This window comes from Eubacterium pyruvativorans (assembly GCF_900102225.1).
GTDB lineage: Bacteria > Bacillota > Clostridia > Peptostreptococcales > Anaerovoracaceae > Aminicella > Aminicella pyruvativorans.
The window spans coordinates 19,446-33,730 of sequence record NZ_FNBF01000023.1; the positions used below are offsets into that span (position 1 = coordinate 19,446).

General features: G+C 57.2%; 10 protein-coding genes. 8 read left to right on the forward strand and 2 right to left on the reverse strand.

Annotated features, from left to right (window positions below; all coding sequences use genetic code 11):
- Positions 1-31 precede the first annotated feature (31 nt).
- Positions 32-1,348: a peptide MFS transporter gene (locus tag BLQ24_RS07875; RefSeq protein WP_336433277.1), complete on the reverse strand. Its 1,317-nt coding sequence runs from the start codon at positions 1,346-1,348 to the stop codon at positions 32-34.
- A gap of 1,187 nt (positions 1,349-2,535) precedes the next feature.
- Between BLQ24_RS07875 and BLQ24_RS07885 the strand changes: the two genes are divergently transcribed.
- From BLQ24_RS07885 to BLQ24_RS07920, 8 genes are all read left to right on the forward strand, one after another.
- Positions 2,536-4,023 carry an aspartate aminotransferase family protein gene (locus tag BLQ24_RS07885; RefSeq protein ID WP_090164415.1) on the forward strand — a complete coding sequence of 496 codons (1,488 nt, stop codon included), beginning with the start codon at positions 2,536-2,538 and terminating at the stop codon, positions 4,021-4,023.
- Positions 4,024-4,209: 186 nt separating this feature from the next.
- On the forward strand, positions 4,210-5,397 hold the full coding sequence (locus tag BLQ24_RS07890) for a class II aldolase/adducin family protein (protein ID WP_176755884.1): 1,188 nt from the start codon (positions 4,210-4,212) through the stop codon (positions 5,395-5,397).
- A complete protein-coding gene (locus tag BLQ24_RS07895) occupies positions 5,372-6,016 on the forward strand; it encodes a TetR/AcrR family transcriptional regulator (protein WP_176755885.1) in 645 nt (214 codons plus the stop codon). Before BLQ24_RS07890 ends, BLQ24_RS07895 begins: the two co-directional genes overlap by 26 nt.
- 2 nt (positions 6,017-6,018) lie before the next feature.
- Positions 6,019-7,632 carry a xylulokinase gene (locus BLQ24_RS07900; RefSeq protein ID WP_090164428.1) on the forward strand — a complete coding sequence of 538 codons (1,614 nt, stop codon included), beginning with the start codon at positions 6,019-6,021 and terminating at the stop codon, positions 7,630-7,632.
- A 16-nt stretch (positions 7,633-7,648) separates the two neighbouring features.
- Positions 7,649-8,101, forward strand: a complete 453-nt coding sequence (locus tag BLQ24_RS07905) for a GtrA family protein (protein ID WP_090164421.1) — start codon at positions 7,649-7,651, stop codon at positions 8,099-8,101.
- Positions 8,102-8,360: 259 nt separating this feature from the next.
- The gene (locus BLQ24_RS07910; protein ID WP_090164430.1) at positions 8,361-9,308 is read left to right on the forward strand and encodes an L-lactate dehydrogenase; all 948 of its coding nucleotides are present in this window, start codon (positions 8,361-8,363) and stop codon (positions 9,306-9,308) included.
- A gap of 206 nt (positions 9,309-9,514) precedes the next feature.
- The gene (locus tag BLQ24_RS07915; RefSeq protein ID WP_090164423.1) at positions 9,515-12,757 is read left to right on the forward strand and encodes an AMP-binding protein; all 3,243 of its coding nucleotides are present in this window, start codon (positions 9,515-9,517) and stop codon (positions 12,755-12,757) included.
- On the forward strand, positions 12,757-13,848 hold the full coding sequence (locus BLQ24_RS07920) for an alanine/ornithine racemase family PLP-dependent enzyme (RefSeq protein ID WP_090164426.1): 1,092 nt from the start codon (positions 12,757-12,759) through the stop codon (positions 13,846-13,848). Before BLQ24_RS07915 ends, BLQ24_RS07920 begins: the two co-directional genes overlap by 1 nt.
- A gap of 199 nt (positions 13,849-14,047) precedes the next feature.
- Here the strand turns inward: BLQ24_RS07920 and BLQ24_RS07925 are convergent.
- On the reverse strand, positions 14,048-14,285 hold a 238-nt coding region (locus BLQ24_RS07925; RefSeq protein WP_143004277.1), incomplete at its 5' end, for an integrase core domain-containing protein.

Genomic DNA, 14,285 nt, shown 5'->3' on the forward strand with positions numbered 1-14,285 from the left:
GGCTTGGGATTTTTCTACAAAGCTTAAGCTTCTACGCTTCCGCCTGATCTTCTTTCTTTTCTACCAGGGAACGCAGCGGCTTATCCATTGCGAACAGGATCACTGTGCAAAGGAATGCGACGATGGCAACGCCGATGCATGCATGGGTGAATTGGAATTTTCCGCCGAATGCGAACTGGTACACGTATGCATACAGCTTCGCAGCGAAGAAGATACCGAGACTCCATACGGACATCATGATCGCCATCAGACGGCTCGGGGAATACTCTGCGATGAACGCACTTCCCAGCGGGGAGAAGAACATCTCGCCCAGTGTGAGGAACACCAGGAAGATGATCAGCAGCAGGCAGCTCGGCTTGCCGCTTCCTCTGGCGATGTCGACGATCGCATAGAAGATGTAGCCGCAGCCCAGGAAGCCCAGAGCGATTCCCAGTTTCTTGAAGAGGCTGATGTCTCCCTGCGGACGGCTTTCCAGCTTGTGCCAAAGCATAGCGGTGAGCGGTCCGGAGATGATGCAGAACAGTGCGTTGCAGGCATCGAACCAGTTGGTCGGGATGGTGAAGCTTCCGACCTTCCAGCTCATGTTCGTTCCCCAGTAATAGTAAGCCGGGAGGTATGCCAGGTACCAGAACAGCCAGAAGATGATCTGGAATGCGGAAATCAGGATGATGGCCCAGATTCTCTTCTTCTCGTTGGAATTCAGGGTCAGCTTGACTTCCTTGTTGGCAGCCTTCTGCGCTGCTTCACGCTCCAGTTCTTCCGGTGTCTTCTCTGCCTTGAACGGACGCTTTCCGGCGTCGCCGCCCTTCAGCATGATGCCCAGGGTGAACCAGACCGCACCTGCCAGCATGGCAATGGATGCCAGACGGAAGCAAGGACGGAATCCCAGCATCGAACCGTGAGCAAAGAACTTCGTGTACAGTACGCCTGACAGCAGCGGACCGACGAGGGCGCCGACGTTAACCAGAGAATAACGGATGGAGTAAGCGGACTTCAGATCCTCTGTCCGCACGATCTTGCCGACCATCGGGCCGGTCTTGAACAGACCCAGACCGAAGCAGACGCCAAAAATCATGAAGTTGACCATGGTTGCGTTATGCGCAATGGATCCGCAGAAGTAACCGGCAGCCACGATCAGCATTCCGATCGGCGTCGTGTAGCGTGCGCCGATCCACTTATCTACGATGATACCGCCGACAATCGCGGCCAGGTAGGAGAATGCAGTCAGGTTGGACTGCATCTTCGCTCCGGTGACATCCGACAGACCCAGACCGCCGGCTGCGACAGTTGCCGTCGCAAACAGCAGGATCAGGGAACGTCCCAGATAGAAGGACAGACGTTCGAAGATTTCGGTACAGCCGCAGACTCAGAAGGCGAACGGGTACCTCGTTTTCTTTTCAGGCATTTCAATACCTCCCAATAATACCAACATAGAAAAAAACGATCATGCCGAATGACATAATAATGATGCGAAAATGACATTCGGCATTTTATGTTAAAACTTTAGCATGGAACGAATCAATAATGCAAGAAAATTGCAAATGAATTCGCCAATTCGATTAAATAATCCGTGATTTCAGACGGCTTCGAGCGAGATGACAATGGTATAAGCACACTTTTGTATTATTAGACAAATTACATAGTATTATAAGGGGCATTCCTTCAAGAAAAAAACCAATCATAAATCGGACCGCAGGGCTGCGATAAGCTGGGCAGGGGGGAGGACTGGGGTGCGGTCGAAAAAGGCGCATGCGGTCGGCCGGGGGGGAGTGCGGTCGCAAAAGGCGCATGCGGTCGGCCGGGGGGGTGCGGAATTCGATTTTTTTCTGATTCCGAACCCGCTTCCCGCCGTCTTCGGCCAACGGGATCAGGCGACCGGAAACGCAGAGTGCGAGAATCAAAAAAAGCCGATTCCCGCACCCGCTCATTTCTGCCACATATTGTATAATCGGATTATAATATCCAGAGCCAATGCGACGTTGCATGTATATTGGGATATAGTTATATATATTCATCCCGAGATTGCTTTTCCCACTCCCGGGGTGACACGATGTTGATGACGTATGATGGAATGTTGGGCTTATCCATTTTCCTGGATATTTACAAGTGCGAAAATGAGGGAAATAGGTCGTTCCGCACCTCTCAGGAGCAAGCCCATTGATTAATCGGTTTTTTCTTTTATTTTCGCACCCCGCATACTGCAGATTACCTGCGAAATTGAAAAAAAGGCGAATTCCGCACTATGCATGCGTCTGTGGCTCCCTGAACCGTATACAATCCTGCCCAGCCGACCGAATAATGATCGAACTTTATACATTCCCGCCCGACCGTCCTTCAGAGGCGGTCTTTCTCGTCGAAAGAATACATGCGCAGATTATTGACAGAAGATTCTGCGGGTGATAGATTGAAGTGGGGTGTGAGCGGCCGCTCACGACATGGTATGACCGGCATTATGGAACATGAGCGGCCGCTCGGGGACTAATGTGAGCGACCGCTCACGACATGGAAGACCAGCAGATAGCAGGAGGGAAGAATATGGCATACAACGGTTACGGCATCGATGAGTATCTCGATGCGGAAGCGGTGACGAAGCAGCTGGACGAGCTGATTCGGAAGCCGGTGTATTCGATTCGGAAAGATGCGCTGAAGAACTACGAAGAGCATTATTTCAATGAGAAGTGCGGGAAGTCGAAGGCCATGATCACCGAGGCAAAGACGGTGATCCCGGGAGGTGTGCAGCACAATCTGGCTTTCAACTATCCGTTCCCGATCGTCATTACGAAGGCGGAGGGGGCGAAGATGTATGACCTGGACGGGAACGAGTATTATGATCTGCTCCAGGCCGGCGGCCCGACGATTCTGGGAAGCAATGACCCGGTGGTCCGGGAGAAGGTCATTGATCTGCTGAATACCTGCGGGCCGTCCACCGGACTGTTCCACGAATATGAATATAAGCTGGCGAAGAAGATTTCCGAAATGGTGCCGAGCGTGGAGATGTTCCGGATGCTGGGATCTGGTACGGAGGCCTGTATGTGTGCGGCCCGGATTGCACGGCTGGCTACCGGAAAGAAAAATATTTTGAAGATGGGCGGTGCGTACCACGGGTGGTCGGACCAGATGGCATATGGGATCCGGATTCCGGGAACGAAGGGCATGATGTCGAAGGGAGTACCGGGTTTTGTATTCCGCCACACGGACGAGTTCTTCCCGAACGATCTGGAGGATCTGGAAAAGCATCTGAAGAGGAATAAGCACACCGGCGGCACGGCGGCGGTCTTCATCGAACCGATCGGTCCGGAGAGCGGCACCCGGCCGGTGTCGAAGGAGTTCGTGAAAGGCTGTGAACGGCTGGCGCACCGGTACGGCGCACTGCTGGTCTGTGACGAAGTGGTTTCCGGTTTCCGCATCGGTCCGGGAGGAGCCCAGGGCTACTACGGCATTGACCCGGATCTGACGATTTTCGGAAAAATTATTGCCGGCGGTTTCCCGGGAGCCGGCGGCGTAGGCGGTCACAGGGATGTGATGGCCCATCTGGGGGCGGGGCTGGACTCCAGCGGCAAGAAAGTGTCCAAGGCGCTTTGCGGCGGCACCCTGGCGGCCACCCCGGTAAGCTGTGTGGCCGGATACTATACTCTTTGCGAGATCGAGAAGCGGAATGCCTGCGAGGTGGCCGGCCGCATGGGAGACCGGCTGACGAAGGGACTGCAGGCGTCGATCCGGAAGTACAACCTGCCGTTTGTCGCTTTTAATATCGGTTCAGTCTGTCATCTGGACAACGCAGGCACCATGCACTTCGCCATTGACTGGACGAAGCCATGGCAGCTGCCGCACATTTTGAAAGAAACGGGAATCCGCCAGAAGGAAATGGAGCACATGGGAGCCGCCTATATGGCGGAAGGGCTGATCACGCTGGCAGGAACCCGTCTGTATACCAGTGCGGCATATACCGAAGAGATGATTGATGATGTGATCAGCCGGTTCGACCGGGTCTTCAGTCAGTGCGGACCGCTGTCCGGGAAATAGCGGGGTCAACCGCAGGCGTCCATGGCCGACCGGGAACAATTATGTCGACCGCAGGCGCCCATGGCGACCGGGGACAATTATTTCGACCGCAAACCCATGGCCGACCGGGAACTCCGCAGCCGACCGGGAACTCCGCAGCCGACCGCGGCCGACCGCAAACGAACGAAAGAAAACAGAGGAGCAGAAATGAGTTATACAGAAGAAGAGGCCAGAAGGCTTGTGGTGGACGCCGGCATCCGGCTGGTGAAGGAGGGGCTGACCGCCCGGACCTGGGGCAACATCAGCGCCCGGATCTCCGACAGCGAATTCATCATCACCCCAAGCGGTATGGCGTATGAAAGTCTCAGGCCCGGGGATCTGGTCCGGTGCCGGATCGAGGACTGCAGTTACGAGGGGGAGATCAAGCCCTCCAGTGAGAAGTGGATTCATGCCGACGCATACCGGCTCAGGAGTGATGTGGATTTCATTATCCACACTCACCAGCCCTGTGCCTCTGCGGTGAGCGTCCGGGGGCATGCGGTCACGGTGAATGTCCGGGGGGCGGAGGAGCTTCTGGGATCTTTCGTGCCGTGCGCAGGGTACGGGATTTCCTCTACGAAGAAGCTCCGGCATGAAGTGGAGCAGGTGGTGAAGAAGTATCCCCGGCATTCCGTGTTTCTCATGCGGAGCCACGGCACCTTCGTACTGGCAAAAAGTGAAGAGGATGCCTTCCGGAAAGCCCGGATGCTGGAGGAAGTCTGTGAAAACGAGATCGAATGGGCGGGAGGGAAAACCCCGTTTTTCGATGAACATAACTGTCATCAGCCTTATCAGATTCCGGACTACGGGAGCAGCATCCGGAGCGGCCGCAGGATGAGGGTCCGGGAGAACGGCCGGGAGACGGAATACCACATCGGGGAGCTGCCGCAGAACGCATCTCCGGTGGTTCTTCTCCATGAGGCGGTCTACCGGGCGGACCGGAGCATTTCCTGTATACTGCACAACACCGCAGAGGATGTTGCGGCGTACAGCGCCGCCGGGAAGACACTGCCGCCTTACCTGGACGATCTGGCCCAGGTGGCCGGGACAGATATCCGATGTGTCCGGATGGCGGATCTGTCCCCGAAGAAGATCATCAGCGGCCTCAGGGGACGGAATGCGGTGCTGATCCGCTACGGGGGCGCCCTGACTACCGGAAGGACCCGGGCCGATGCAGAGGCTGTGGGGATGATTCTGGAGAAGGCGTGCAAGGCGGCGATTTATGACACGGCGGACAGCCGTCACCCGCACCATTATCTGGGGAAGGCGGATGCCCTGCTCCAGCGGATGTTCTACCAGAAGAGTTACTCGAAGAGGATCGGACAGTCCCATGGGAAGAAAACTGACGGACGATAAGCAGGGGGAAATCCTGCGCACCGGCATCACCCAGTTCGCGAAGCTGGGGTACGACCGGGCCAACATCAATACAATTGCGAAGAAGGCGGGCATCAGCGTCGGGGTTTTGTATAAGTATTACGGGAGCAAGGAAGAATTCTTTTTGTCCTGCGTCAGGAAGAGCCTGGAAGCCCTGCAGGCGGTTCTGGACCCGGTCCGCAGCGCCGGGGAGCACCCGGAGGAGCTGGCGGAGCATCTGGTGCGGGCCGCGGCGGATTTCGCCCGGGACAACCGGGAGGAGATGCTGCTTTATCACCGGATCACGAACTGGGAGAAAGGGGAGGAGACCCGGCGGCTGGCCCGGGAAATCGAGGAGGAGTCTTCCCGGGTGTATGTCCGGCTGATGACGGATCTGGCCCGGCGGGGCATGCTCCGGCAGAGGGTGCGGCCGGAATACATGGCGATGTTTTTTGATAATCTGCTGATGATGCTGCAGTTCACCGGCAGCCTGACCTACTATGACGAGCGGTGGCGGATCTACTGCGGGGAGCCGGACCGGGAGGAACTGATCCGGCAGATGACAAGTCTCATGGCGGGATTTTTCCGGGAGTCCGGACCGGATGCGGAACAGGGGGAATGAGCGTGGACAAAAAGAAAATTCTGGCGTTCGATATCGGCACCACAGGGGTGAAGACCTGTATCGTTGAAGCGGGGGAAACGCTGCGGATTCTGGCCGGGGCCAGTGCGGGATACGGACTGTATCTGCTCCCGGACGGGGGCGCCGAGCAGGATCCGGATGAATGGTGGAGCGCCATGTGCAGCACCGCCCGGCAGGTGATGGAGGAAACCGGAACCGGGGCGGAGGAGATAGCGGGCATTTCTTTTTGTTCCCAGATGCAGGGGCTGGTGCTGGTGGACCGGGAAGGGAAGCCGGTCAGACGGCCCATGAGTTATATGGATCAGCGGGCGAAGGCGGAAATCCGGGAAGGGATGCAGAAGGGAATTTGCATTGCCGGCGGGAATGCCCGGAGGCTGCTGAAGTGTATCCGGCTCACCGGAGCGGCGCCGCTGAGTGTGAAGGATCCGGTGTGGAAATATAAGTGGGTCGAGAAGCACGAGCCGGAGAATTTCCGGCGGGTGTACCGGTGGCTGGATGTGAAAGAAAGTCTGATTGCCCGGGCAGCCGGTGTTTTCGTCATGACCCCGGATTCGGCGTTCTCCACCATGTTGTATGACACCCGGAAGGGCCGGGAAGGTTGGAGCCGGGAACTCTGCCGTCTGTTCGGCGTGAATATGGATCATCTGCCGGAAGTGATTCCGTGTCAGGCCCGGGCGGGGACGCTCCGGGAGGATGCGGCCCGGGAACTGGGGCTGCTTCCCGGGACTCCGGTTTTCGGAGGCGGCGGAGACGCCACTCTCATCGGTGTGGGGGCAGGTGCGGCGGGCCTCGGGGACACCCACATCTATCAGGGAACCAGCGGCTGGGTGGAGACGGTGACGGACCGCCGGGCAGTGGATCCGTCTTCCATGATCGCCGCCATTGTGGGGGCGGAGCCGGGACGGTTCAACTATTTCGCCGAAATGGAAACTGCCGGGAAATGCCTGGAATGGGTGAAGAATCATCTGGCGCTGGACGAGATCGGCATCTATCTGGAGAAGCACGATGTGACGGAAGGAACGGGGGACCACGAGGCGGTGTGCGCCAGTCTTTTCACTTACCTGACGGATACCATCCGGAAGGCGGAGCCGGGGTCCGGCGGCGTGATTTTCACTCCGTGGCTCCACGGGAACCGGTGTCCGTTCGAGGATCCCGCCGCCTGCGGCATGTTCTTCAATGTCCGGCTGGAAACCGGGAAGACGGAGATGATCCGGGCGGTGGTCGAGGGAATCTGTTTCCACCTCCGATGGATGCTGGAGTGTGCGGACCGGAAGGTCCGTTCCTCGGAGAAGGTCCGCTTCGTGGGGGGCGGCGCCCTGTCCCCGGTGACCTGTCAGATCCTGGCGGATATTCTGAACCGGACCGTGGAAACGGTGCCGGATCCCCAGGATGTGGGCTCTGTGGGGGCGGCGGCCCTGGCCTGTCAGGGACTGGGAATCATCCGGAAGCTGGAAGAGGTGAAGGATATGATTCCGGTGACCGGTGTCTACGAGCCGTCAGGAGATCCGGCGGTGAGGGCGGTCTATGACCGGAATTACCGGGTTTTCCGGGAACTGTATGAAAAGAACCGGACGCTGATGGGCATTCTGAACCGATGAGGAAGGAGGGTTCGAAATGAGTGGAATCAATGGCAGGAAAGAAGCGGTGCGGTCCGTGAAATTCTTTCTGTTTTCCATCTCCGCCGGCGTCATCGAGATTGGCGTCTTCGCTCTGCTGGAGCGGCTGACGGACTGGCCGTACTGGCCCCGGTACCTGATCGCACTGGTGTGCTCCGTGCTGTGGAATTTCACGCTGAACCGGCGCTACACCTTCAAGTCCGCCAACAACGTGCCGGTGGCCATGCTGAAGGTGGCGGCGTTCTACTGTGTGTTCACGCCGGCGACCACGCTGCTGGGCAACTATCTGGCGGAGGATCTGGGGTGGAATGACTATCTGGTGACCCTGCTGAACATGTGCTGCAACTTCATCACTGAGTTCCTCTATGACCGGTTCTTCGTGTTCGGGAAGACCCTGGACACGAATGCGGTTGCCCGCAGGGAGCAGGAGCGGGAAGCGGACCGGAGATAAACGGGAATTTGTGTGCTTTGTATACAAGAAATGAAAGGATCAGAAAATACGTTGTTTTTCGACACAAAACAAAAGAATTTTTTGCGGCTGCCGCCTCCGGATTACCGTGGCGGCAGTTCGTTTCTCCGGAATTGTGCTATGATAGCAGATAAGTGAAACAAATAACAATGCGTATATGTATGCGGATGAAATAATCGTTATCCGCCCTGCGGTGCGGGACGGAAGCGGCATATCAGGCGCGAAACGGGAGGAATTCAAGATGAAGACAAGAAAAGCAGGCATTATCGGATTGGGACATGTGGGCGCTCACGTTCTGAGTGCGCTGGTTACACAGGCGATCGCAGATGAAATCGTACTGATCGACATCAACCGGGCGAAGGCAGAGTGCGAATGCCGGGATATCCGGGATTCCATCGTCTATATGCCTCACCGTGTCCGGGTCACTGTCGGTGACTATCCGGATCTGAAGGACTGTGACATTGTGGTGAACGCCAGCGGTGATATTTTGTCCCTGGCCAGATCCCACGACCGGGTCAAGGAAATGGAATTCACCGTACCGGCGGCGAAGGGTTTCCTGCCGAAGGTGAAGGCATCCGGCTTCAACGGCATCTTCCTGAACATCAGCAACCCGTGCGACATCGTCACCGCAGAGATCGCCAAGGGGCTGGGCCTGCCGAAGGGTCATGTTTTCGGAACGGGGACCGGACTGGACTCCGCCCGTCTGATCGCCCATCTGGCGGAGACCACCGGCGTGGATCACAAGTCCATTACAGCATATATGATCGGCGAACACGGCAACGCCCAGTTCGCACCGTGGTCCGTGGTTTCCTTCGGCGCCAACAAGCTGTCGGAGCTGGCAGAGAAGGATGAGCGTTTCCGCTTCGACCACGAAGAAATGGTGCAGGATGTCATCGAGGGGGCCTGGACCGTATTCAACGGCAAGAACTGCACAGAGTATGCGATCGCTGCCACCGCAGCCCGGATCATCCGTGCGGTTCTCCATGACGAGAAGGTCATCCTGCCGGTCAGCGCACCGCTGGAGGGGGAATACGGCGTGACGGACACCTTCGCCGGTGTTCCGGCTGTCATCGGAAAGGACGGCTGCGAAGAAGTGGTGGAGCTGCCGCTGACCGAAGAAGAGAAGAAGCATTTCCAGGAGTGCTGTGACGGCATCCGGGAAAACATCCGGATCGCAGATTCCCTGTAGTCGGCGGAGAGCGGCGGAGGGCGGCTGTGAGCGGACTGACCCCGGCCGGAAAACAGAATAATAGAAGGTAATTCCCGGAGCGGAGGGCATGGGTCCTCCGCTTTTTTCGTGGTTTTTATCACAATACTGTCACTTGCCCCCGGCTGTGGATATGATAAAATAACAAAGATATAAACCAAGAACATACGAGGGAAGGAAACGTTTCTATGTCAGGCAATAAATTCAACGGAGAATTATTCAAGTTCCGGAAGGTTACGGATCTGAAGGATCTGCTGACGACCAGTATACAGGAATACGCTGACCAGACGGCTTATCTGGTGAAAGACCGGGAGCTGGGGGAATTCGTCCCGATCTCTTACGGCAAGGTGGGAAAGGATCTCCGGGCGCTGGGCACCAAGTTCATGGAAATGGGTCTGGCGGATCAGAAGATCGCCGTCATCGGAGAGACTCGGTATGAATGGCTTCTCACTTACTTCGCAGCGGTTTCCGGTGTGGGCGTGATCGTGCCCCTGGACAGAAACCTGCCGGAGGGAGAATTATGCGGACTGATGGAGCGCTCCGGCGCGGCCGCCATCGTCTATTCCGGGAAGATGGAGGAGACGATCGGAAAGATCCGGAGCCGGGACAATGGAGCGGTTCGCTACTATATCGATATGGATGCGGAGGAACACACGGCGGACACCCTGTCCTTCCGGCACCTGATTCAGGAAGGGGACGAGCTGGTACAGGGAGGAAGCCGCATTTATCTGGACCGGGACGTGGACCCGGATCAGATGTCCACCCTGCTGTTCACCTCCGGCACCACCGGCATGGCGAAGGGGGTCATGATCTCCCACCGCAATATTGCGTCCAACGTCTATGCGATGTCCAAGTATTTCCGGATCCCGGAGCCGGGCATCGTGCTGTCCATCCTGCCGGTGCATCATGTGTATGAGATGACCTGCGACATCTGGACAACCTTCTATCAGGGAAAGACGATTGCGATCTGCGAGGGCATCCGGTATATCCAGAAGAATATGGCGGAAACCCATGCCAACGTCATGCTGGGGGTGCCGCTGGTCTTCGAGAAGATGTACAAGGGGATGTGGAAGCAGGCGAAGAGGCGGGGAGAGGCAGAGAAGCTGCGCCGGGCTATCGACCTGTCGAAACGCCTGAAACTATACAGAAACAAGGCTGTGGTGCGCCGCATGTTCAGGACGATTCACAAGTCCTTCGGCGGCGACATGCAGGTGTTCGTAGCGGGAGGTGCTGCGGCGGATCCCCACGTCATCGATGAATTCACTGCCATGGGACTGCCGGTCATTCAGGGTTACGGCATGACCGAGTGCTCCCCGATCGTGGCGCTGAACCCGATGGATGCGTCGAAGACCGGGTCGGTGGGCCTTCCGCTGCCGGGATCCAAGGTCCGGGTCATCAACCAGGATGAGGACGGCATCGGCGAGGTGATCGTGAAGAGCGACTCCGTCATGATGGGATATTATGAAAATGAAGAGGCCAACGCCGAAACGCTGCAGAACGGCTGGCTCCACACCGGAGACCTGGGCTACTTCGACCGGGACGGTTACCTGTACCTGACGGGCCGTTCGAAAACCGTCATTGTCACCAAGGGCGGGAAGAACATCTTCCCGGAAGAAGTGGAAGACGTGCTTCTGAAGGACGAACGGATCAAGGAAGTGCTGGTGCACGGCGTCCAGGACGAGCGGGTGGGGAATGTCATCATCACCGCAGACATCTTCCCGGACTATGCCCTGCTGAAGGAACAGAAGGGGGAGATGAGCCGCAGCGACATCTACCATTTTTACAAGGATCTGGTGGACAGCATCAACGAGACCATGCCGCCGTACAAGCAGGTGAAGCGCATCAACATCCGGGAGACGGAGTTCGTGAAGACCACCACCGGAAAGATCAAACGTTACGGCAACGTCATGCGCAGCCAGATTTCCGACGCCGGAAGTTTGAATGTGGTAGACAAAAAGAAACTGGATCTGCGTTCGGCCCGGGATCTGATCTCCCGCATCCGGGAATCCCAGGATCCGTCGGTGCAGTACCGGGATCAGTGGCCGGCGGGCAGTGTGAAGGATCTGCTGAACGGCAGCGAAGAGCGGTACCGGGGGAAGGGTGCTTTCCTGCAGAAGTTCCATCCGGAGGGCGCATTCGTGGAAATGACGTACCAGCAGGCCAGAGCCGACCTGGAAGGGCTGGGAACGGCGCTGATGAACCGGGGCGTGTACCGGAAGAAGGTGGCGCTGATCGGACGGAACAGCTACCAGTGGCAGATCACCTACCTGACGGTTATGACCGGTGTGGGCACCGTCGTGCCGATGGACGGACAGCTGGATCCGGAAGAACTGGCCAGAGAACTGGCGGTGACCGGCGCCGATGTCATCGTCTACGACGAGCGGTATGAAGAGAAGGTACGGGAAATTCTGGAAACGGGCGCACCGGTATCCATGCGGATCCGCTGGGGCGTGGAGGACGAGGAACACTTCTTCGAATCCGGAAGCGATACGCCGGTGGAGAATCCGGACGGCACATTGTCCTGGCACAGCCTTCTGGCGGAAGGGAAGGATCAGGCGTCCCAGGGGGACCGGCAGTTCCTGGATGCGGAGGTGACCGGAGACGACCAGGCGGCGATCTTCTTCACTTCCGGCGCAGCGGGGAAGCACAAGGCCGTGCCGCTCACCCACCGGAATCTGGTTTCCAACGTGATTCAGCTGTCTTCTGTGATCGGAATGGGCGAAGAAGATACGATCTTCTCCGTTATTCCGCCGAATAATGTATATCAGTGCAACATGGGTCTGCTTCTTCCGCTGTACCGGGGTGCGGAAGTGGCCAACTCCGAGGGTTCGGACCGGCTCCGGAGTAATCTGGAAGATGTGAAGCCGACCATTCTGCTGGCAGAGCCGGTGATGATCAGAGAACTATATGACATCACCCGCAGTCATGCGGAAGACAATGCGGGGCTGATTCCGTTCCGCAGCCGCAGAATGGTGAGCCGTGCCACGAAATTCGTGGGTATCGATCTGCTGCACGGTGTGGCGAAGAACGCCCGGAAGCGGCTGGGCGGAAGAATGCGTCTCATGATTTCCGGCGGCGGCGCTCTGGATCAGGAGATCGTCTCGTTCTTCGATCTCATGGGAATCGCTGTGGCACAGGGATACGGCATGACGGAAGCCTCCTCTGCTGTGGCGGCGGGACCGGACCAGGTGAAGATGCAGAAGCCGAATGCAGCGGGATACCTGCTGCCGGGAACCGGCCTGAAGATCGTGAACCGGGACCGGGGCGGCATCGGGGAAATTCTGGTGAAAGGGCCGGGCATCATGGCCGGCTATCAGGGCGATCCGGAAGAAACGAAGCGGGTGCTCCGGGACGGATGGTTCCATACCGGAGACTTGGGATACATCGATGATGATAATTTCGTCTATCTGACAGGCAGGAAGGAACGGTAATGCTGTATCAGAATTATCCATGTCTCGAGGTGAACCTCGGATATCTGAAAGAAAATGTAGAAGTTGTCGTGAAGAACTGCGGGAAATACGGGATTTCCGTGGCCGGTGTCATGAAGGGTCCCAGCGGTATTCCGGAATGCAGCCGCCAGTTCCAGGACGGGGGATGCCGGTACATTGCGTCCTCCCGGATTGATCAGCTGGCTGCGGCGGTGGAGTCCGGCATTTCCATTCCGACACTGCTGATCCGGATTCCGATGCTGAGCGATGTGCAGAACGTGATCCGGTATGCGGATTACTCTCTGGAAAGCGAGATTTCCGTGCTGGAAGCGCTGAATGAAGAGGCCGGAAGACAGCACAAGACGCACCGGGTCATCATCATGGCGGATCTGGGAGACCTGAGAGAAGGTTTCTGGGACAAGGACGAGATGGTGGAAGTCTGCGCCCGGGTGGAGAATGATCTGGCGCATCTGGAACTGGCCGGTGTGGGAACCAACGTGGGCTGCTACGGCTCCGTGCTGGCGACGCCGGAGAAACTGGAAGAATTAGTGGTGATCGCACGCCGGGTGGAGAAGCGGATCGGCCGGAAACTGGAAATCGTATCCGGCGGCGCCTCTTCCAGCTACATGCGGGTGCTGGACGGCAACATCCCGGAGGGAATCACGAATCTTCGGATCGGCGAGCAGATTCTGCTGGCCCGGGACCTGGACGTGTTCTACGGCTATGATCTCAGGGACATGCATCAGGATGTGTTCACACTGAAGACGGAACTGATTGAAGTGAAGGACAAGCCTACTCATCCGGTGGGAGAACTGGGTGTGGATGCGTTCGGCAGGAAGCAGCATTACGAGGACCGGGGAATCCGGAAGCGGGCGCTGGCGGCCATCGGCAAGGTGGACTACGGCAGTATCGAGGAGATCTTCCCCCGGGAGCCGGGGGTGGAAGTGATCGGGGCTTCCAGTGACCACACCATTCTGGATATCCAGGATGCGAAGCGGGATCTTCAGGTGGGAGACGTGCTGGAATTCGATATCGATTATGCGTCTCTGGTCTACCTGAGCAATGTGCGGGATGTCCGGATCGAATTCGTTTAACAGAAAGTGTATCATCGGCGCGGGAAATCGGCGTGTTTCCCCGCGCCGTGCTGTATCCGTGTGCATTAATCAATGATGTGAGACCTAAATTGAAAAAAAGATAAAAGGCCGTTTGATACCATTAGAATGATCTGATCAGGGCTGGCGATTTTGACCAGAAATCGCCAGCACACGCAAGCCGTAGCGCACGAAGGATAAGTCAGTGTCCCTCGAGTTGAGCGCGCTTCTCTACAGGAGACATCCAGCCGAGAACAGCCATCGGGATATTATTCGATCTGCGCATATATCTGTACATTTGCTTCTTCAGATCCATGAACGAGTAGAAGCTGAGGAAGTTGTAGAACCGCTCCTGATCATTCCTGTGACTACGTTCTACCTTGCCGTTGTGCCAGGGAGTCCTGGGCCTGATCAGCTTATGCTCTATCCCGACTTTTTTA

Excerpts from the sequence above, each read along its gene's own strand:
- BLQ24_RS07910 (WP_090164430.1), top strand. The coding sequence starts at position 8,361 with ATGAAGACAAGAAAAGCAGGCATTATCGGATTGGGACATGTGGGCGCT.
- BLQ24_RS07905 (WP_090164421.1), top strand. The coding sequence starts at position 7,649 with ATGAGTGGAATCAATGGCAGGAAAGAAGCGGTGCGGTCCGTGAAATTC.
- BLQ24_RS07890 (WP_176755884.1), top strand. The coding sequence starts at position 4,210 with ATGAGTTATACAGAAGAAGAGGCCAGAAGGCTTGTGGTGGACGCCGGC.
- BLQ24_RS07895 (WP_176755885.1), top strand. The coding sequence starts at position 5,372 with ATGGGAAGAAAACTGACGGACGATAAGCAGGGGGAAATCCTGCGCACC.
- BLQ24_RS07920 (WP_090164426.1), top strand. The coding sequence starts at position 12,757 with ATGCTGTATCAGAATTATCCATGTCTCGAGGTGAACCTCGGATATCTG.
- BLQ24_RS07915 (WP_090164423.1), top strand. The coding sequence starts at position 9,515 with ATGTCAGGCAATAAATTCAACGGAGAATTATTCAAGTTCCGGAAGGTT.
- BLQ24_RS07885 (WP_090164415.1), top strand. The coding sequence starts at position 2,536 with ATGGCATACAACGGTTACGGCATCGATGAGTATCTCGATGCGGAAGCG.